Origin of the sequence: Enterobacter sp. MALB-1 (assembly GCF_041021625.1) — a bacterium.
GTDB lineage: Bacteria > Pseudomonadota > Gammaproteobacteria > Enterobacterales > Enterobacteriaceae > Enterobacter > Enterobacter oligotrophicus.
In genome coordinates this window covers 2,740,564-2,757,752 of sequence record NZ_JBDPJL010000001.1, presented here as the reverse complement: position 1 = coordinate 2,757,752, position 17,189 = coordinate 2,740,564, and the positions used below count along the sequence as shown (strand labels likewise).

15 protein-coding genes are annotated in these 17,189 nt (G+C 55.8%); 10 read left to right on the top strand and 5 right to left on the bottom strand.

What is annotated here, in order from left to right; genetic code table 11:
• The first annotated feature begins 132 nt into the window (after positions 1–132).
• Both ABGB15_RS13270 and agp read left to right on the top strand, forming a co-directional pair.
• Entirely contained in the window at positions 133–636 is a 504-nt protein-coding gene (locus ABGB15_RS13270) for a DedA family protein (protein ID WP_152084141.1), read from the top strand.
• Positions 637–750: 114 nt separating this feature from the next.
• A complete protein-coding gene (gene agp / locus ABGB15_RS13265; RefSeq protein ID WP_152084142.1) occupies positions 751–1,992 on the top strand; it encodes a bifunctional glucose-1-phosphatase/inositol phosphatase in 1,242 nt (413 codons plus the stop codon).
• Positions 1,993–2,026: 34 nt separating this feature from the next.
• Here the strand turns inward: agp and ABGB15_RS13260 are convergent, their stop codons facing one another.
• Positions 2,027–2,254 (bottom strand): YccJ family protein, encoded by a 228-nt coding sequence (locus tag ABGB15_RS13260; protein ID WP_152084143.1) that lies wholly within the window; start codon positions 2,252–2,254, stop codon positions 2,027–2,029.
• A gap of 18 nt (positions 2,255–2,272) precedes the next feature.
• Positions 2,273–2,869 (bottom strand): NAD(P)H:quinone oxidoreductase, encoded by a 597-nt coding sequence (gene wrbA, locus ABGB15_RS13255; protein ID WP_090279120.1) that lies wholly within the window; start codon positions 2,867–2,869, stop codon positions 2,273–2,275.
• A gap of 391 nt (positions 2,870–3,260) precedes the next feature.
• On the opposite strand from wrbA, the gene ABGB15_RS13250 reads away from it, so the two are divergent.
• The 3 genes from ABGB15_RS13250 (at position 3,261) to rutR (ending at position 5,136) form a co-directional block, all read left to right on the top strand.
• Positions 3,261–3,431, top strand: coding sequence for a general stress protein (locus tag ABGB15_RS13250; RefSeq protein ID WP_059354485.1), 171 nt, complete (start codon positions 3,261–3,263; stop codon positions 3,429–3,431).
• 116 nt (positions 3,432–3,547) lie between these two features.
• Positions 3,548–4,453 carry a DMT family transporter gene (locus tag ABGB15_RS13245; protein WP_215722990.1) on the top strand — a complete coding sequence of 302 codons (906 nt, stop codon included), beginning with the start codon at positions 3,548–3,550 and terminating at the stop codon, positions 4,451–4,453.
• Between the two features lie 44 nt (positions 4,454–4,497).
• Positions 4,498–5,136 (top strand): HTH-type transcriptional regulator RutR, encoded by a 639-nt coding sequence (gene rutR, locus ABGB15_RS13240; RefSeq protein WP_152084145.1) that lies wholly within the window; start codon positions 4,498–4,500, stop codon positions 5,134–5,136.
• 60 nt (positions 5,137–5,196) lie between these two features.
• Here rutR and ABGB15_RS13235 read toward each other — a convergent pair whose 3' ends face one another.
• Together ABGB15_RS13235 and putA are read right to left on the bottom strand one after the other, a co-directional pair.
• Positions 5,197–5,598, bottom strand: a complete 402-nt coding sequence (locus tag ABGB15_RS13235; protein ID WP_215722989.1) for a lysozyme inhibitor LprI family protein — start codon at positions 5,596–5,598, stop codon at positions 5,197–5,199.
• 102 nt (positions 5,599–5,700) lie between these two features.
• On the bottom strand, positions 5,701–9,663 hold the full coding sequence (gene putA, locus ABGB15_RS13230; protein ID WP_215722988.1) for a trifunctional transcriptional regulator/proline dehydrogenase/L-glutamate gamma-semialdehyde dehydrogenase: 3,963 nt from the start codon (positions 9,661–9,663) through the stop codon (positions 5,701–5,703).
• A gap of 423 nt (positions 9,664–10,086) precedes the next feature.
• Between putA and putP the strand changes: the two genes are divergently transcribed.
• Both putP and ABGB15_RS13220 read left to right on the top strand, forming a co-directional pair.
• A complete protein-coding gene (gene putP, locus ABGB15_RS13225) occupies positions 10,087–11,595 on the top strand; it encodes a sodium/proline symporter PutP (RefSeq protein ID WP_152084148.1) in 1,509 nt (502 codons plus the stop codon).
• A 117-nt stretch (positions 11,596–11,712) separates the two neighbouring features.
• Positions 11,713–12,132 (top strand): DUF3574 domain-containing protein, encoded by a 420-nt coding sequence (locus tag ABGB15_RS13220; RefSeq protein ID WP_215722987.1) that lies wholly within the window; start codon positions 11,713–11,715, stop codon positions 12,130–12,132.
• 71 nt (positions 12,133–12,203) lie between these two features.
• Here ABGB15_RS13220 and ABGB15_RS13215 read toward each other — a convergent pair whose 3' ends face one another.
• Positions 12,204–13,388 (bottom strand): NupC/NupG family nucleoside CNT transporter, encoded by a 1,185-nt coding sequence (locus ABGB15_RS13215; protein WP_215722986.1) that lies wholly within the window; start codon positions 13,386–13,388, stop codon positions 12,204–12,206.
• Between the two features lie 251 nt (positions 13,389–13,639).
• Here ABGB15_RS13215 and efeU point away from each other — a divergent pair, with 251 nt between their 5' ends.
• Genes efeU through efeB form a run of 3 tightly spaced genes read left to right on the top strand, consistent with a single transcriptional unit; the run spans position 13,640 to position 16,933 of the window.
• Positions 13,640–14,473, top strand: coding sequence for an iron uptake transporter permease EfeU (gene efeU, locus ABGB15_RS13210; RefSeq protein WP_152084152.1), 834 nt, complete (start codon positions 13,640–13,642; stop codon positions 14,471–14,473).
• A gap of 43 nt (positions 14,474–14,516) precedes the next feature.
• Positions 14,517–15,644 (top strand): iron uptake system protein EfeO, encoded by a 1,128-nt coding sequence (efeO, locus tag ABGB15_RS13205; protein WP_152084153.1) that lies wholly within the window; start codon positions 14,517–14,519, stop codon positions 15,642–15,644.
• Positions 15,645–15,649: 5 nt separating this feature from the next.
• On the top strand, positions 15,650–16,933 hold the full coding sequence (gene efeB / locus ABGB15_RS13200) for an iron uptake transporter deferrochelatase/peroxidase subunit (RefSeq protein ID WP_369064192.1): 1,284 nt from the start codon (positions 15,650–15,652) through the stop codon (positions 16,931–16,933).
• The last annotated feature ends 256 nt before the right edge of the window (positions 16,934–17,189 follow it).

Here is a 17,189-nt window from a genome sequence, read left to right as displayed (position 1 = left end):
ATTTTTTCCTGCTGCTTTGAAATTTAAATAATGTTTAAGAAATGTTTAGGTGATTATTTCTGTTCATACGTTGAGGGTTTATTTAAGGTTATTAACTTTAAATGGAGGATTAAATAACGCGGAGGCGGGGAGATGGCGTGGTTAGATAATTTACTTAATCATTTTGCGCTTTATCCAGCTCATCTGTTCGCGTTGTTATTCGCAATGGCACTGGGTAAATCGACGGTGATTATCTCCTCTGTGCTTCCGCCCGCGTCGGTCATGTTGCTGGCGGGAATAACCGTCAGCCAGCCGGGTTTACATCCGGGTCTCGCATGGCTCGCTGTTGTGATGGGGGCAACGGCGGGCTCGTTGCTGAATTACCATACCGGACAATGCATGGGCGATACGCGCTGGGTCACGCGCTTCACCTCAAAACATGCTGATAAATTTTTGCGTGTACAGCATCAGCTACAGAAAAACGGCGTGCTTGTCCTGTTCACCTCCCGTTTTCTGGCGGTGTTGCGTTATATCGTGCCGCTGGCGGCGGGTATGCTCAGGCTCAGCGTGGTGAAGGTCTATCTTATCAGCCTGGTTTCGGCCTCCGTATGGGCGGCGCTGTATGTGGGCGCGGCCATTGGCATCACGCTTTTCTGAACCCTGAACGCCCTTTCTGCCCGCGTAATTATCAGTTTGAGAAATGCTTCCGGGAAAATTGTCATCAATCTGTCACACTTGATCCGACCTTTAAAACCGAGTGAGGAATTAGGGATGAGAAAAGCACTACTCGCGATTGCCGTGGCAGGTTCAGTTTCAGTGACGTTTGGTGCCCAGGCGCAAGAGACGCCGGACGGGTATCAGCTGGAACAAGTTTTAATCATGAGTCGCCATAACCTGCGTGCGCCGCTCGCCAATAACGGCAGCGTGCTGGAGCAGTCCACGCCAGAAAAGTGGCCGGAATGGGATGTACCGGGTGGTCAACTGACGACCAAAGGCGGTGTGCTCGAAGTCTATATGGGCCACTATATGCGTGAGTGGCTGGCAAAACAGGGCATGGTCACCACGGGTGAGTGTCCGCCAGCGGATACCGTTTATGCCTACGCCAACAGTCTGCAGCGCACCGTAGCGACCGCGCAATTCTTTATTACCGGGGCGTTTCCGGGGTGTGATGTTCCGGTGCACCATCAGGAAAAAATGGGCACGATGGACCCGACCTTTAATCCGGTCATCACCGATAACTCGCCTGAATTCCGTGAAAAAGCACTGAAAGCAATGGCGGCGGAACGCCAGAAAATGCAGCTTGATGAGAGCTACAAGCTGCTGGAGCAGATGACAAATTACGCGGAATCACCGTCCTGCAAAGAGAAAAAAGTCTGCTCGCTGACCGGGGAGAAAGATACGTTCAGTGCAGAATACGAAAAAGAGCCCGGCGTTTCCGGGCCGCTTAAGGTCGGTAATTCCCTGGTCGATGCCTTTACGCTGCAGTATTACGAAGGCTTCCCGCTTGATCAGGTTGCCTGGGGCGATATCAAAACTGACCAGCAGTGGCGGGTACTGTCGAAGCTGAAAAATGGTTATCAGGACTCGCTGTTTACCTCTACGGAAGTTGCGCAGAACGTTGCTAAACCGCTGGTGAAGTACATCGACAAAGCCCTGGTGACTGAACAGGCGAAAGCACCGAAAATCACGCTGCTGGTGGGGCATGACTCCAACATCGCTTCGCTGCTGACGGCGCTTGATTTTAAACCCTATCAGCTGCATGACCAGCAGGAGCGGACCCCCATTGGCGGCAAGATTGTGTTCCAGCGCTGGCATGATAAGGGCGCGAATCGTGAACTGATGAAGATTGAGTATGTTTATCAAAGCTCAGAACAGCTGCGAAATGCCAGCGCACTGTCGCTGCAGTCTCCGGCGCAGCGCGTAACGCTGGAGCTAAAAGGCTGTCCGGTGGATGCCAACGGCTTCTGTCCGATCGATAAATTTAATGCGGTAATGAACGACGCGGCGAAATAGCAAGACAACCCCCCGCAGCGGCGGGGGGAAACGTTCAGACGTTTTTACGTTCGATGGTTTGCTCACCCCAGAAGAGCGAATCTTTGTCCGTTTTCCCGAAGGCGCGCTCCAGAACTTCATCGCTGCCTTCTTCCCAAATCTGCTCTGCCAGTTTTTCATCGTATTTTGCGACTTCAAAGATGGCTTCGGCAATCTCCGGCGAGGTATTACGTAAACTTGCCCATTCGCCCACGCGGTGAGCTTTGGATTCTTGAGTTGGCATGCTTGTCCTCCTGTTGGGTTAGCCGTTCAGTTTTTTGGCAAGACCCGCGACATATTCACCCTGATACCGGGCGATAGAGAGCTCTTCATTGCTGGGCTGACGTGAACCATCACCACCCGCAATAGTGGTGGCACCGTAAGGCGTGCCGCCGCGAACCTGAGAGACATCAAACAGTTCCTGCGCACCATAGCCAATAGGCACAATCACCATTCCATGATGAGCAAGGGTAGTCCAGGTTGAGGTGATTGTCTGTTCCTGGCCGCCCCCCGTACCGGTGGAACTGAAGACGCTGGCGAGCTTGCCGTATAATGCACCCGATGCCCAAAGTCCTCCGGTCTGATCGAGGAAGGTGCGCATCTGGCCTGACATATTGCCAAAGCGGGTAGGAGTGCCAAAGATAATGGCATCGTATTCGGCCAGCTCCTGCGGGGTCGCGACCGGGGCGTTTTGGGTTTTCCCCCCGGCTTTGGCGAAGGCTTCGGCCTGCATGGTTTCCGGTACACGCTTCACCACAACCTCAACGCCATCCACTTTGTTTGCACCTTCTGCAACTGCGTGAGCCATGGTTTCAATGTGTCCATACATGGAATAATAGAGCACCAGAACTTTTGCCATTTTGCATCACTCCTCGTTTGTTTTTTCTGACAGCGGATCGCTGCGTTCTTTTAAAGATATGACATCACAGCCAGACTGCAAAAATGAACAGCATTTCTTTGATTTATAACAATAAATTTTAAAATGCCGTTTGTAGCAAACTGAAACAACTTTAATGGCGTGGATTTTTTAATGTATAAGAAAGGCTTATGAATAACCGCCGCGTTATCTCATTCGAAAGGCTGAGATCATGTTGCAGGATATTACTGTTAACTGGCCGGATAGCCTCATTCCACTAAGATTAGTTTCACGCGACGCAGATAAAGGCACTGTCCTTAAGTCGCCAGGTGAAAGAATCCTCTTTTACTGAATGCAATATGATGTCTAATGTTTAACACTCTGGAGGTTAGAGATGGCAAACCATCGTGGTGGTTCAGGTAATTTCGCTGAAGACCGTGAAAGAGCATCAGAAGCAGGTCGTAAAGGTGGTCAGAGCAGCGGGGGCAACTTCAAAAATGACCCTCAGCGCGCATCTGAAGCTGGCAAAAAAGGGGGTAAAAACAGCCACGGCAGCAGCAAGTAATACGCCGGGTTGATCCTCTGCCGCCGGGTTTCCCGGCGGTTTTTTTATTTCTGCAACATTGAACTGTAACCAAAGGCATCGCACACTACAGAATCGATGATTATTGCTGGTGCCTCATGTCTGCTTCACGTTTCAAATTCTCCGTTAAACCTCAGGAAGCCATCCTCATTCTCATCACCATGTTCTGGGGTGGAACATTCCTTGCCGTCCAGTATGCCGTCACCCTGAGCGATCCGTTCTTTTTTGTCGGCCTGCGGTTTGCAACGGCGGCGATTGCCGTGGCGTTGATCTCGTTAAAAACCCTGCGTGGGCTGACCCTCAAAGAGCTAAAGGCCGGAGTGGCGATCGGTATCGCCATTGCGATGGGCTACAGCCTGCAGACGTGGGGGTTGCAGACCATCTCCAGCAGTAAATCCGCTTTTATTACCGCTATGTATGTCCCGCTGGTGCCGTTACTGCAATGGCTGTGTCTGGGGCGACTCCCCGGCCTGATGTCCTGCATCGGGATTGGGCTGGCGTTTATCGGCCTGATCCTGCTGGCGGGGCCAGGAAACTCGCTGCTGGCACTGGGGCCCGGTGAACTGATCACGCTTATTGGCGCGGTGGCGATTGCGGCGGAAATTATCCTGATTAGCGCCTGGGCGGGAAAAGTGGACGTCAGGCGGGTGACGGTGGTGCAACTGGCAACCGCGTCGCTTGTGGCATTTGCCACCATGGTTCCGGCAGGAGAGTCTGTTCCGCCAATGTCCACCGGATTACTCGTCGTCGCGCTGGGGCTGGGCATCTTTAGCGCCATTATCCAGGTCACGATGAACTGGGCGCAGCGCAGTGTTTCTCCGACGCGCGCCACGGTTATCTACACTGGTGAACCAGTCTGGGCGGGTGTGTTCGGACGGCTCGCCGGGGAGCGTCTGCCGTGGCTGGCAATAGTGGGCGCAGCGTTTATCATCGCTGGCGTGCTGGTGAGCGAGCTAAAGCTCAGAAAGCGCCGGAGCGAGGCGGGGGATCTGACGGTTGAGTAAAGCCAACCCATGGATTCATTTTAAGAAAAACAAGGAGAGCGAAAATGACTCAGGCGGCAGTGAAAAGACCCGGTAAACGTTCGCAGGCGGTGAGCGCCAAGAAGCAGGCGATATTCAGCGCGGCGCTGGATACGTTTTCGCAGTTTGGTATTCACGGCACGCGCCTTGAGCAGGTGGCCGAGCAGGCCGGAGTGTCTAAAACCAATCTGCTCTACTACTACCCGTCGAAAGAGGCGCTGTATGTGGCGGTGATGCAGCAGATCCTCGATATCTGGCTGGCCCCGCTAAAAGCCTTTCGTCAGGAACTGGCTCCGCTGGTGGCGATTAAAGAGTACATCCGCCTGAAGCTGGAGGTCTCCCGCGACTACCCGCAGGCGTCACGGCTATTCTGCCTGGAAATGCTGCAGGGGGCACCGCTGCTGCAGGCTGAACTGACAGGGGATTTAAAACAGCTGGTGGACGATAAATCCGCGATCATCGCCGGATGGGTTGCCAGCGGGAAGCTGGCTCCCGTTGAGCCGCATCATCTGATCTTTATGATTTGGGCCTCCACCCAGCATTACGCTGACTTTGCGGCCCAGGTTGAAGCGGTGACCGGCAAAACGCTGCAGGATGAGGCGTTTTTCCAGAGCACGCTGGAAAACGTGCAGCGAATGATTATCGAAGGGGTCCGCGTGCGCTAGTTCCCCTCACCCTAACCCTCTCAGAGGGGACTGCTCTGTGCTGTCTTTTCTCCCTCGCCCCTATGGGGAGAGGGCCGGGGTGAGGGGACAGCTTAAATCGCCTTCTTCACACTGCATCAGCGAGGCCAGAAACGCTTCGCGCTCGACGGTTTTCTCCGCCAGGCACTGGTTAATAATCATTGGCTGAACGCTGCCACCTTCCGTACCCGAGCCGATAAACGCGCAGTCCGCATCGCGCAGGCCGATCCACGCCTGCTGCGCTTTTTTCAGCAGGTCGCGCTGGGGGGCAGCCGCGCGTTTAATGGCGGCCTGATACGTCTGGTTGAGCTTCTTGTCGGCGGCCTGGTACTGCTCCGCGCTACAGGTATTCAGTTCAGGCTGGGTAGTGGCGTTGTCGCACTCGTTGGCCAGCGCGCTGGCGCTCAGGAGCAGTGCTGCACCTGCAATCAAATATCGTTTCATCGTCCCCTCCATGTAAAAAAGCCGGATGCGCTGAGCTTATCCGGCTTACGGTGACACTGGTAGCCCCGGTAAGCGTAGCGCCTCCAGGGAGAGTTTACACGATTAACCGATGGTCATCAGGCTGGCGTTACCGCCCGCCGCCGCGGTATTGACGCTGAGCGAGCGCTCCACGTACAGACGCTCCAGCAGCAGGTTGGTTTCTCCGCGCGCAAAGCCCTGCACTGAGACAATCGCCCCGCTGCGTGCCGCAACCTGCTCGCACAGCTCGCGTAACTGGTCGGAATCACCGTGGTAAATGACCGCATCAAACGGCTGGGTGAGCAGGGCATCGGTTTTCGCAAAGTGGATGCGGGCCGAGACCTCCTTCGGCAGCTGTTTGGCGAGGTCGCGATGCAGCGCATCTTCCGGCCACAGCACTTCACAGCCCGTCGCAGCGGCGGCGGCCAGTTGAACCAGTGCGTCCTGCTCGTTATCCGCCACGCACAGCACGCGCTCGCGCGGCATCAGCGTCCAGGTGTTGCGCTCGCCGGTTGGACCTGGCAGCAGACGCTGCGTACCCGACTGCGCCAGCTCACCATACTGCTGCGCGACAGCACGCAGTTCAGGGCGTTTCTCTGCCCACGCGATGAGCGCGTCCAGCGGCTGTGTCAGTACGGATTTCAGTTGCGCATCCACCGGACGTTCCGCATCCTGACGTGCCAGCGTCACGCTCAGCGCATTCTCCGGACGGTTCGCCAGCAGACGGTACAGATAGAGCGGACCGCCCGCTTTCGGGCCGGTGCCGGACAGACCTTCGCCGCCAAACGGCTGTACGCCTACCACGGCACCGACCATGTTGCGGTTCACGTACAGGTTGCCCACTCTGGCGCTGCCGGTGACCTGGGCAATGGTTTCGTCGATGCGGGTATGCACGCCGAGCGTCAGGCCATAGCCGGAAGCGTTAATCTGCTCAATCAGCTCCTTCAGGTTGTTACGGTTGTAGCGCACCACGTGCAGTACCGGGCCGAAGACCTCTTTTTTCAGTTCATCGAAGCTCGCCAGTTCAATCAGCGTTGGCGGCACGAAGGTGCCGGTCTGCCACTCGCGGGCATCCTCGCTGTTCTCACGCACCGCCTGGAATACCGGGCGGCCTTTGGCACGCATGGCCTGAATGTGGTTTTCAATATTGGCTTTGGCTTCCGCGTCGATCACCGGCCCGATATCAGTGGTGAGACGGCCCGGATTGCCCATGCGGCATTCGGCCATTGCCCCGCGCAGCATCTTCAGCGTGTGGTCGGCCACGTCGTCCTGCAGACACAGCACGCGCAGAGCCGAACAGCGTTGGCCCGCGCTGTCGAAGGCGGAGGCCAGCACGTCCACCACCACCTGCTCGGTAAGGGCGGAGGAGTCAACGATCATGGCGTTCATCCCGCCGGTTTCGGCGATGAGCGGGGTTGGACGTCCCTGCGCATCCAGACGGGTGGCAATGTTGCGCTGCAGCAGGGAGGCCACTTCGGTCGAGCCGGTAAACATCACGCCGCGCACGCGGTTATCGGAAGTCAATTTCGCGCCGACCGTTTCACCGCGGCCCGGCAGCAGCTGAACCACGCCCGCAGGCACGCCCGCTTCCAGAAGAATGTTGATGCCCTGAGCGGCAATCAGCGGAGTCTGCTCTGCCGGTTTTGCCAGCACGCTGTTGCCTGCGGCAAGGGCGGCGGCAATCTGGCCGGTGAAGATCGCCAGCGGGAAGTTCCACGGGCTGATACACACCACCGGGCCGAGCGGGCGGTGGGTTTCATTGTCGAAATCATCGCGCACCTGACCGGCGTAGTAGTGCAGGAAGTCGACGGCCTCGCGCACTTCGGCGATGGCGTTGCTGAAGGTTTTACCCGCTTCTCGGACCAGAATGCCGATGAGCGACTGCATCTGATCTTCCATCAGCACCGCCGCGCGTTCCAGAATGGCGGCACGCTCCTGCGGCGGGGTGGCGAACCAGATTGGCGCGTTGTTCACCGCGCTCTCCAGCGCCTGCTCGACTTCCGAATCGGTCGCTTCACGCACGTAGCCGACAATATCTTTCGGCTCGGCCGGGTTGATCACCGGCTGCATGTCGCCGTCCTCGACAGACTGCTCAAGGATCGGTTTGGCCTGCCATTTCTGCAGCGCGCTGTTGAGCAGGGCAGAAGAGAGGGATGCCAGACGGTGTTCGTTGGCGAGATCCAGGCCCGCCGAGTTGACGCGGCCAGCGCCATACAGCTCGCGCGGCAGGGCAATCTTCGGATGCGGCAGGCCAATCTGGCCTTCCTGCGCCGCCATCTTCTCTACGGCCTGCACCGGATCGGCCACCAGCTCGTCCAGCGGCAGCGTGGTGTCGGCGATGCGGTTAACGAAGGAGGTGTTCGCGCCGTTTTCCAGCAGGCGACGCACCAGGTAGGCCAGCAGGGTTTCGTGGGTGCCCACCGGGGCATAGATGCGGCATGGGCGGTTCAGCTTGCCGTCGGCCACTTTACCGGTCACCTGCTCGTACAGCGGTTCGCCCATGCCGTGCAGGCACTGGAACTCGTACTGGCCAGGATAGTAGTTTTGACCGGCCAGGCTGTAAATTGCCGCCAGAGTGTGGGCGTTGTGGGTGGCGAACTGCGGGTAGATCAGGTTCGGCACGCCGAGCAGTTTTTTCGCGCAGGCGAGGTAAGAGACGTCGGTGTAGACCTTGCGGGTATAGACCGGATAGCCTTCCAGACCTTCCATCTGGGCGCGTTTGATTTCGCTATCCCAGTAGGCGCCTTTCACCAGACGGATCATCAGACGGCGTCGGCTGCGGCTGGCCAGGTCAATCAGGTAGTCAATGACGAACGGGCAGCGCTTCTGGTAGGCCTGGATAACGAAGCCAATCCCGTTCCAGCCTGCCAGCTCTGGCTCGAAGCACAGTTTTTCCAGCAGATCGAGGGAGATCTCCAGACGGTCGGCCTCTTCGGCGTCAATGTTGATGCCGATGTCGTACTGGCGCGCCAGCAGAGTCAGGGACTTCAGGCGTGGATAAAGCTCTTCCATCACCCGGTCGTACTGCGCGCGGCTGTAGCGCGGGTGCAGGGCGGACAGTTTGATAGAGATGCCAGGACCTTCATAAATACCGCGACCGTTGGACGCTTTACCGATGGCGTGGATCGCCTGCTGGTAAGAGACCATGTAGGCCTGCGCGTCGGCGGCGGTCAGCGCCGCTTCACCCAGCATGTCGTAAGAGTAGCGGAAACCTTTATCTTCCAGCTTGCGGGCGTTCGCCAGCGCTTCGGCAATGGTTTCACCGGTCACGAACTGCTCGCCCATCAGGCGCATCGCCATGTCCACGCCTTTACGGATCAGCGGCTCGCCGCTCTTGCCGATGATGCGGTTCAGGGAGCGTGACAGGTTGGCTTCGTTATGCGTTGAGACCAGCTTGCCGGTAAACAGCAGGCCCCAGGTCGCGGCGTTGACGAACAGCGACGGGCTGCGGCCAATATGTGACTGCCAGTTGCCGTTGCTGATTTTGTCGCGGATCAGCGCGTCACGGGTGGCTTTGTCCGGAATGCGCAGCAACGCTTCCGCCAGGCACATCAGCGCCACGCCTTCCTGAGAGGAGAGGGAGAACTCCTGCAGCAGCCCCTGAACCATCCCGGCGCGGCCGGTGGCGGTTTTCTGATTACGCAGTTTGTCGGCCAACTGATATGCCAGGCTGTGCGCCTGGGCGGCGATGGCTTCCGGCAGGCGAGCCTGCTCCAGCAGCATCGGCACAGCGTCGGTTTCGGCGCGGCGGTATGCACCGGTGATGGCGGCGCGGCTAACGGACTGCGGCAGGATCTGCTCGGCGAATTCGAGGAACGGCTGATGATTTTCTTCAGCCACGGTTGTGGCCTCTTCGCTTTCATTCGCTGCGCCCGTCAGCAGGGCGGGCAGTTCAGGCAGCCCTTCTTCGCTCTCGAGCCTTTCCAGATAGTTAAAAATGGCCTGCTTAATTAACCAGTGCGGTGTGCGATCGATACGGGTTGCTGCGGTTTTAATCCGTTCGCGGGTCGCGTCATCCAGCTTAACCCCCATGGTGGTCATCCCCATGCCAAAACTCCTGTTGTGCTTTAATCGTGTTCTGTCGTTAGCGTGAAATATCCACCATGTTGCAACTTTGTGCAACCGTGTTAAATGTGACCTGGTCTGCAACCCGGAAAATGAATGGATTGTTAATGGTTGGTTAGCCAGGAAAAAGTATGGGCTTCTGCATCTCACACCTGTTTTTATGCGGAACTTAACACTTTTTAAAGGTGCAACCCGTAAAAGCGTGAGCGAGTGCAACCTATAGGAAAGACGTATAAAACCAGGGATGAATTTGATGTAAATGCAGTGTTAAATCGTTTGTGCGCGGGGACAGCTTACGGCAGGATACGCGCGGCCAACAGAAACACATACACACATCACTACGTTCCGGTGATGACATAACAAGGCAACCCGGACGGTTGTCGCTCGACATTTTGGAGAATTTGAATGGCAATTAGCACACCGATGCTGGTGACATTTCTCGTTTATATTTTTGGCATGATCCTGATAGGGTTTTTGGCGTGGCGTTCAACGAAAAACTTTGACGACTACATTCTGGGCGGACGCAGTTTAGGCCCGATGGTGACTGCACTCTCTGCAGGCGCATCCGACATGAGCGGCTGGCTGCTGATGGGGCTGCCGGGGGCAATTTTCATCTCCGGTATTTCCGAAAGCTGGATCGCGATTGGCCTGACAGTGGGCGCGTGGATCAACTGGAAGCTGGTGGCAGGCCGTCTGCGCGTGCATACCGAAGCCAACAACAACGCCCTGACGCTGCCGGATTACTTCACCGGACGTTTCGAAGATAACAGCCGCATTCTGCGTATTATCTCCGCGGTTGTGATTTTGCTGTTCTTCACTATCTATTGTGCTTCCGGCATCGTGGCGGGCGCGCGTCTGTTCGAAAGCACCTTCGGCATGAGCTATGAAACGGCGCTGTGGGCCGGTGCGGCGGCAACCATCCTCTACACCTTCGTGGGCGGGTTCCTGGCGGTAAGCTGGACGGATACCGTGCAGGCGAGCCTGATGATTTTCGCCCTGATCCTGACGCCGGTGATTGTGATTTTCACCGTTGGTGGTTTTGCTGATTCGCTGGAAGTGATCAAGCAGAAGAGCATTGAAAACGTCGACATGCTGAAGGGACTGAATTTCGTGGCCATCGTCTCCCTGATGGGCTGGGGCCTGGGCTACTTTGGTCAACCACATATTCTGGCGCGCTTTATGGCTGCCGATTCTCACCACACCATCGTTCATGCGCGTCGAATCAGTATGACGTGGATGATCCTCTGTCTGGCTGGCGCGTGTGCGGTAGGCTTCTTCGGTATCGCCTACTTCAACAACAACCCGGCGCAGGCGGGCGCGGTGAACCAGAACGCCGAGCGCGTGTTCATCGAGCTGGCGCAGATCCTGTTCAACCCGTGGATTGCCGGTATTCTGCTGTCAGCGATCCTTGCGGCTGTGATGTCCACCCTCAGTTGCCAGCTGCTGGTCTGCTCCAGTGCGATTACCGAAGACCTCTACAAAGCGTTCCTGCGTAAAGGCGCGAGCCAGCAAGAGCTGGTATGGGTAGGGCGCTTTATGGTGCTGGCAGTGGCGCTGGTGGCGATTGCGCTGGCCGCAAACCCGGAAAACCGTGTGCTTGGTCTGGTGAGCTACGCGTGGGCAGGCTTTGGTGCGGCATTTGGCCCGGTGGTCCTGTTCTCCGTGATGTGGTCACGCATGACCCGTAACGGCGCGCTGGCGGGAATGATCATTGGTGCAGTTACCGTGATCGTCTGGAAACAGTTCGCGTGGCTGGGTCTGTACGAAATTATTCCGGGCTTCATCTTCGGCAGCATCGGTATTGTGGTGTTCAGCCTGCTGGGTAAAGCGCCGTCTGCGTCCATGCAGAAACGCTTTGCAGAAGCGGATGCGCATTATCGCTCTGCACCGCCGTCTAAACTCCAGGCAGAATAATTTTTCTCGCTGCACAATGTAGGCCGGGTAAGCGCAAGCGCCACCCGGCTTTTTTCTTGCCAAAATCCGTAATTTCCTGTGATATCCATATACTTATAACAATGAGGATAGCGAAGCATGACAATCAAAGCAGGGGTAATGGTGGCGGCAGTATTGATGCTGGCTGGCTGCACTGCTCCCTCGCAGCACGCGGCGGTGGAGACCTGCAAAGCCGAGAATCAGATGCAGCAGACCACGCTCTACTTCGGACTGAATCGTCCGGCAGGGGCGCAGATCACCGCTAACGAGTGGCAGCAGTTTGTTGACCAGGACGTGACGCCGCGTTTTCGTGATGGCTTAACGGTATTTGATGCGCGCGGGCAGTGGCTGGGGAATGATGGAAAAGTGGCGCGTGAGCCGAGCAAGGCGCTGATGCTTATCCACGGCAAAGATGCGCAGAGTGAGACAAATATCGAAGCGTTACGTGGGATCTATAAGTCACGCTTCGCGCAGGAGTCGGTGATGCGGGTCGATCAGCCGGTGTGCGTGCAGTTTTAATAAAAAACGGCGGGATAACCCGCCGTTGTTATGTTGTATGCCGGGTAAGCGAAGCGCCACCCGGCATAACATCACAGCACTAATCCAGCAAAGCTCGCCGACAGCAAACTCACCAGCGTCGCGCCGTACACCAGACGCAGACCAAACCGCGACACCACATTGCCCTGCTGCTCGTTCAGGCCCTTAATCGCCCCTGCCACAATGCCGATGGACGCGAAGTTAGCAAACGACACCAGGAAAACGGACAAAATGCCCAGCCCGCGCGGCGTCATCTGATGGGCAATTTTCTGCAGCTCAATCATTGCGACAAATTCATTCGCGACCAGCTTCGTCGCCATAATACTGCCTGCGTTTAAGGCATCACTCAGCGGAATACCCACCAGCCATGCCAGCGGATAAAACACATAGCCCAGGATCTGCTGGAAGCTCATGCCAAATACGCTGGAGAACAGGGCATTAACGGCGCTGATAAGGGCAATAAAGCCAATCAGCATTGCCAGAATAATCATCGCCACTTTAAAACCGGCCAGAATATATTCGCCCAGCATTTCAAAGAAGCTCCGGGATTCATGCAGTTTTTCCAGTTTGATATCCGGCTCCGCTTCCGGGCGCGCCGGGTTGATAACGGAGAGAATAATAAAGGTGCTGAACATGTTCAGAATAAGTGCCGCGACGACAAATTTAGCGTCGAGCATGGTCATATAAGCACCGACAATCGACAGAGAAACGGTCGACATCGCCGTAGCGGCCATTGTGAACAGGCGGCGAGACGAGAGATCGCCCAGTACGCCTTTGTAAGCAATGAAGTTTTCCGACTGACCGAGGATCAGCGAACTCACCGCATTAAAAGACTCCAGCTTACCCATGCCGTTCAGCTTCGACAGCAGCGTACCGATAACCCGAATAAAGACCGGCAGAATTCGCCAGTGCTGAAGAATACCAATCAGCGCGGAAATAAAAATAATCGGGCAGAGCACGCCAAGGAAAATGAACGCCAGACCTTTTTCACCCATTCCGCCAAAGACAAAATTGGTCCCTTCGGCGGCGAATTTAAGCAGAGACTCAAAGAAGCCGGACACATACTTAATAATGAACAGGCCGCTTTCTGCGTGCAGGAAAAAGAATGCCAGCGCTATTTCAATGGCAATGAGTTGTAAAACAAAACGAATGCGGATTTTTCGGCGGTCGAAACTCACCAGCCAGGCGAGCGCAAGGATAATCGCCAGCGCCAGCAGGAAATGGACAATGTTATACATGATTGATGATCTGCAGATTAATGAGGCGCATATTTAGCCATAGCGAAGGTTAACCGTAAATGGGCATTTTCGTTATAACTTATAAACTTAACGATAACTCATGCGATTATTATCCCGCGATGCGTTTACATCTCGTCATCAAAACACCACACATTTCGCTTGTTTTTCTTGTTGCCGTAATGATAATCACTATCAAAAGAATTTACTTTTCTTTGCATCAGTTGACCGCGATAAACATTTAAGGTGTCGGCATGTTTGTTCCATTTCTCATTATGTTACGTGAAGGCCTCGAAGCGGCCTTGATTGTCAGCCTTATCGCCAGTTACCTGAAGCGAACCCAGCGCGGACGCTGGATTGGCGTGATGTGGGTGGGCGTGTTTCTCGCCGCGGGGCTCTGTCTGGGCCTGGGGATTTTGATCAACGAAACGACCGGTGAATTCCCGCAGAAAGAACAAGAACTATTTGAAGGTATTGTCGCGGTGATTGCGGTGGTGATCCTCACCTGGATGGTGTTCTGGATGCGAAAAGTCTCCCGCAATGTAAAAGTGCAACTGGAGCAGGCGGTGGATAACGCTCTGCAAAAGGGCAATAACCACGGCTGGGCGCTGATCATGATGGTCTTTTTCGCTGTGGCGCGCGAGGGGCTGGAGTCGGTGTTTTTCCTGCTGGCAGCGTTTCAACAGGATGTCGGTATCTGGCCACCTGTTGGTGCAATGCTGGGGCTGGCAACCGCCGTGGTGCTGGGCTTCCTGCTCTACTGGGGCGGCATTCGCCTTAACCTGGGCGCATTCTTTAAATGGACCAGTCTGTTTATTCTGCTGGTGGCGGCGGGGCTGGCGGCAGGGGCAATCCGCGCCTTCCACGAAGCGGGACTGTGGAATCACTTCCAGGACGTGGCGTTTGACCTCAGCAACGTCATCACCACCCATTCTCTGACCGGCACCCTGCTCGAAGGTATCTTCGGTTATCAGGAAACGCCGAGCGTCAGCGAAGTGGCGATCTATTTCATTTATCTCATTCCGGCGCTGGTGCTGTTCTTCATGCCCTCGCGCCCCAGCACGCAGCCGTCGCGTACTGCGCCCTGAAGTGCTCATTGTAGTTACAACATACTTTAAAAAGGGAAGGGTCATGGCAATTCAATTTCGTCGTAGTGCGTTACAGGCTGGTGTGGCGGCGCTGATTGCGTCTGCATTCGCTGCGCAGGCTGCGGATATTCCGCAGGTTAAAGTCACCGTTAATGATAAGCAGTGTGAGCCGATGACCATTACGGTCAACAGCGGTAAGACGCAGTTTATTATTCAAAACCACAGCCAGAAGGCGCTGGAGTGGGAGATCCTCAAAGGCGTGATGGTGGTGGAAGAGCGTGAAAACATCGCCCCTGGTTTCAGCCAGAAAATGACGGCTAACCTGCAGCCGGGCGAGTACGACATGACCTGCGGCCTGCTGACTAACCCGAAAGGCAAGCTGATCGTGAAAGGTGAAGCGACGGCAGATGCCGCTAAAGGCGAAGCGTTGCTAAGCCTGGGCGATGCTATCACGGCGTACAAAGCCTATGTCACCAAAGAGACGGCAGACCTGGTCACAGGCACAAAAGCCTTTACCGACGCGGTGAAAGCGGGCGATATCGAAAAAGCGAAATCGCTTTATGCCCCAACCCGTCAGCACTATGAGCGCATCGAACCAATTGCCGAGCTGTTCTCTGATCTCGATGGCAGCATTGATGCCCGTGAAGACGATTACGAGCAGAAAGCCGCCGATCCGAAATTCACCGGTTTCCACCGCCTGGAAAAAGCGCTGTTTGGCGATAACTCCACCAAAGGGATGGAGAAATACGCTGAGCAACTTAACAGCGATGTGCTGGATCTGCAAAAGCGTATCAGCGAGCTGGCGTTCCCGCCGTCAAAAGTGGTGGGCGGTGCGGCCGGTCTGATTGAAGAAGTGGCCGCCAGCAAAATCAGTGGTGAAGAGGATCGTTACAGCCACACCGACCTGTGGGATTTCCAGGCGAACGTAGACGGTGCGAAGAAAATTGTCGATCTGTTGCGTCCTCAGTTGCAGAAAGCGAACAGCGAACTGCTGGCGAAAGTGGATGCCAACTTTAAGAAAGTCGACACCATTCTGGCGAAGTATCGCACTAAAGACGGCTTCGAAACCTACGACAAACTGACCGATGCTGACCGTAATGCGCTGAAAGGGCCTATTACCACGCTGGCAGAAGATCTGGCTCAGTTACGTGGCGTTCTGGGCCTGGACTAAGCACCATGAACAAGCAAGACGAGTATGATGTCGCTGAACCTTCACGACGTCGATTGCTGAAAGGAGTAGGGGCGCTTGGCGGCGCGCTTGCTCTGGCTGGGGGCTGTCCGGTGGCACATGCGGCAAAACCGCAAAGTGCCCCCGGCACGCTGTCGCCGGATGCCCGCATGGAGACGCAGCCGTTTTATGGCGAGCACCAGTCGGGCATTCTGACGCCGCAGCAGGCCGCGATGATGCTGGTGGCGTTTGATTCGCTGGCGAGTGATAAGGCCGACCTGGAACGTCTGTTTCGCCTGCTGACGACGCGGATCGCGTTTCTCACCGCAGGCGGCCCGGCACCGGACACGCCAAACCCGCGCCTGCCGCCAATGGACTCCGGCATTCTGGGGCCGTTTATCGCTCCAGATAACCTGACGATTACTGTGTCGGTGGGGGAGTCGCTGTTTGATGACCGTTACGGCCTGGCGAAGCAGAAGCCGAAAGCGCTGCAAAAAATGACGCGCTTCCCGAACGATTCCCTTGATGCGGCGCTGTGTCATGGCGATCTGCTGCTGCAGATTTGCGCCAACACTCAGGACACGGTGATCCACGTGTTGCGCGATATTATTAAGCACACCCCGGATCTGCTGAGCGTGCGCTGGAAGCGGGAAGGGTTTATCTCTGACCACGCCGCCCGCAGCAAAGGGAAAGAGACGCCGGTTAACCTGCTGGGCTTCAAAGACGGCACGGCTAACCCGGACAGCAGCAATGCTGCGTTAATGAAAGATATCGTCTGGGTGACGGACAACCAGGATGAACCCGCCTGGACCGTGGGCGGCAGCTATCAGGCGGTGCGGATTATCCAGTTCCACGTAGAGTTCTGGGACCGTACCCCGCTGAAAGAGCAGCAGACGATCTTTGGTCGCGACAAGCAAAGCGGCGCGCCGCTGGGCATGAAGAACGAGCATGATGTGCCGGACTACGCAAGCGACCCGGATGGCGACACCATCGCGCTGGACAGCCATATTCGCCTCGCGAATCCGCGAACGCAAGAAACGCAGTCCAGCCTGATGATGCGCCGGGGCTACAGCTACTCATTGGGCGTCACGAACTCCGGTCAACTGGATATGGGACTGCTGTTTGTCTGCTACCAGCACGATCTGGAGAAGGGCTTTTTAACCGTACAGAAGCGCTTAAACGGCGAAGCGCTGGAAGAGTACATAAAGCCCATCGGTGGTGGTTACTTCTTTGCCCTGCCAGGCGCACGCGATCGCCAGGCTTATCTTGGCCAGGGATTAATCGAAGCCTGATAATTGTCCCTGCGATAGTTCGCGGGGACATTATTTTTTCATATGACTAACCTTCTGTTATATTTCTGTAATATTCGTATATGAGACTGAATCCATTGCAGGAGCAGTCTGAAAAGTTGCATCCAGGTAAAATAAATGTTGCATTTATGATAAATCCTGATGTACTTAAGATAAGACAGCGGTAGTTCCCGGCAGTGATACTGATTCACTATGGAGATCGCGAATGGTTGCGTCCTGTACTGGACAAGGTAAACAA

Bases quoted from the DNA above. Each gene is read 5' to 3' on its own strand.
- ABGB15_RS13270 (WP_152084141.1), top strand. From the start codon at position 133: ATGGCGTGGTTAGATAATTTACTTAATCATTTTGCGCTTTATCCAGCT.
- agp (WP_152084142.1), top strand. From the start codon at position 751: ATGAGAAAAGCACTACTCGCGATTGCCGTGGCAGGTTCAGTTTCAGTG.
- ABGB15_RS13260 (WP_152084143.1), bottom strand. From the start codon at position 2,254: ATGCCAACTCAAGAATCCAAAGCTCACCGCGTGGGCGAATGGGCAAGT.
- wrbA (WP_090279120.1), bottom strand. From the start codon at position 2,869: ATGGCAAAAGTTCTGGTGCTCTATTATTCCATGTATGGACACATTGAA.
- ABGB15_RS13250 (WP_059354485.1), top strand. From the start codon at position 3,261: ATGGCAAACCATCGTGGTGGTTCAGGTAATTTCGCTGAAGACCGTGAA.
- ABGB15_RS13245 (WP_215722990.1), top strand. From the start codon at position 3,548: ATGTCTGCTTCACGTTTCAAATTCTCCGTTAAACCTCAGGAAGCCATC.
- rutR (WP_152084145.1), top strand. From the start codon at position 4,498: ATGACTCAGGCGGCAGTGAAAAGACCCGGTAAACGTTCGCAGGCGGTG.
- ABGB15_RS13235 (WP_215722989.1), bottom strand. From the start codon at position 5,598: ATGAAACGATATTTGATTGCAGGTGCAGCACTGCTCCTGAGCGCCAGC.
- putA (WP_215722988.1), bottom strand. From the start codon at position 9,663: ATGGGGATGACCACCATGGGGGTTAAGCTGGATGACGCGACCCGCGAA.
- putP (WP_152084148.1), top strand. From the start codon at position 10,087: ATGGCAATTAGCACACCGATGCTGGTGACATTTCTCGTTTATATTTTT.
- ABGB15_RS13220 (WP_215722987.1), top strand. From the start codon at position 11,713: ATGACAATCAAAGCAGGGGTAATGGTGGCGGCAGTATTGATGCTGGCT.
- ABGB15_RS13215 (WP_215722986.1), bottom strand. From the start codon at position 13,388: ATGTATAACATTGTCCATTTCCTGCTGGCGCTGGCGATTATCCTTGCG.
- efeU (WP_152084152.1), top strand. From the start codon at position 13,640: ATGTTTGTTCCATTTCTCATTATGTTACGTGAAGGCCTCGAAGCGGCC.
- efeO (WP_152084153.1), top strand. From the start codon at position 14,517: ATGGCAATTCAATTTCGTCGTAGTGCGTTACAGGCTGGTGTGGCGGCG.
- efeB (WP_369064192.1), top strand. From the start codon at position 15,650: ATGAACAAGCAAGACGAGTATGATGTCGCTGAACCTTCACGACGTCGA.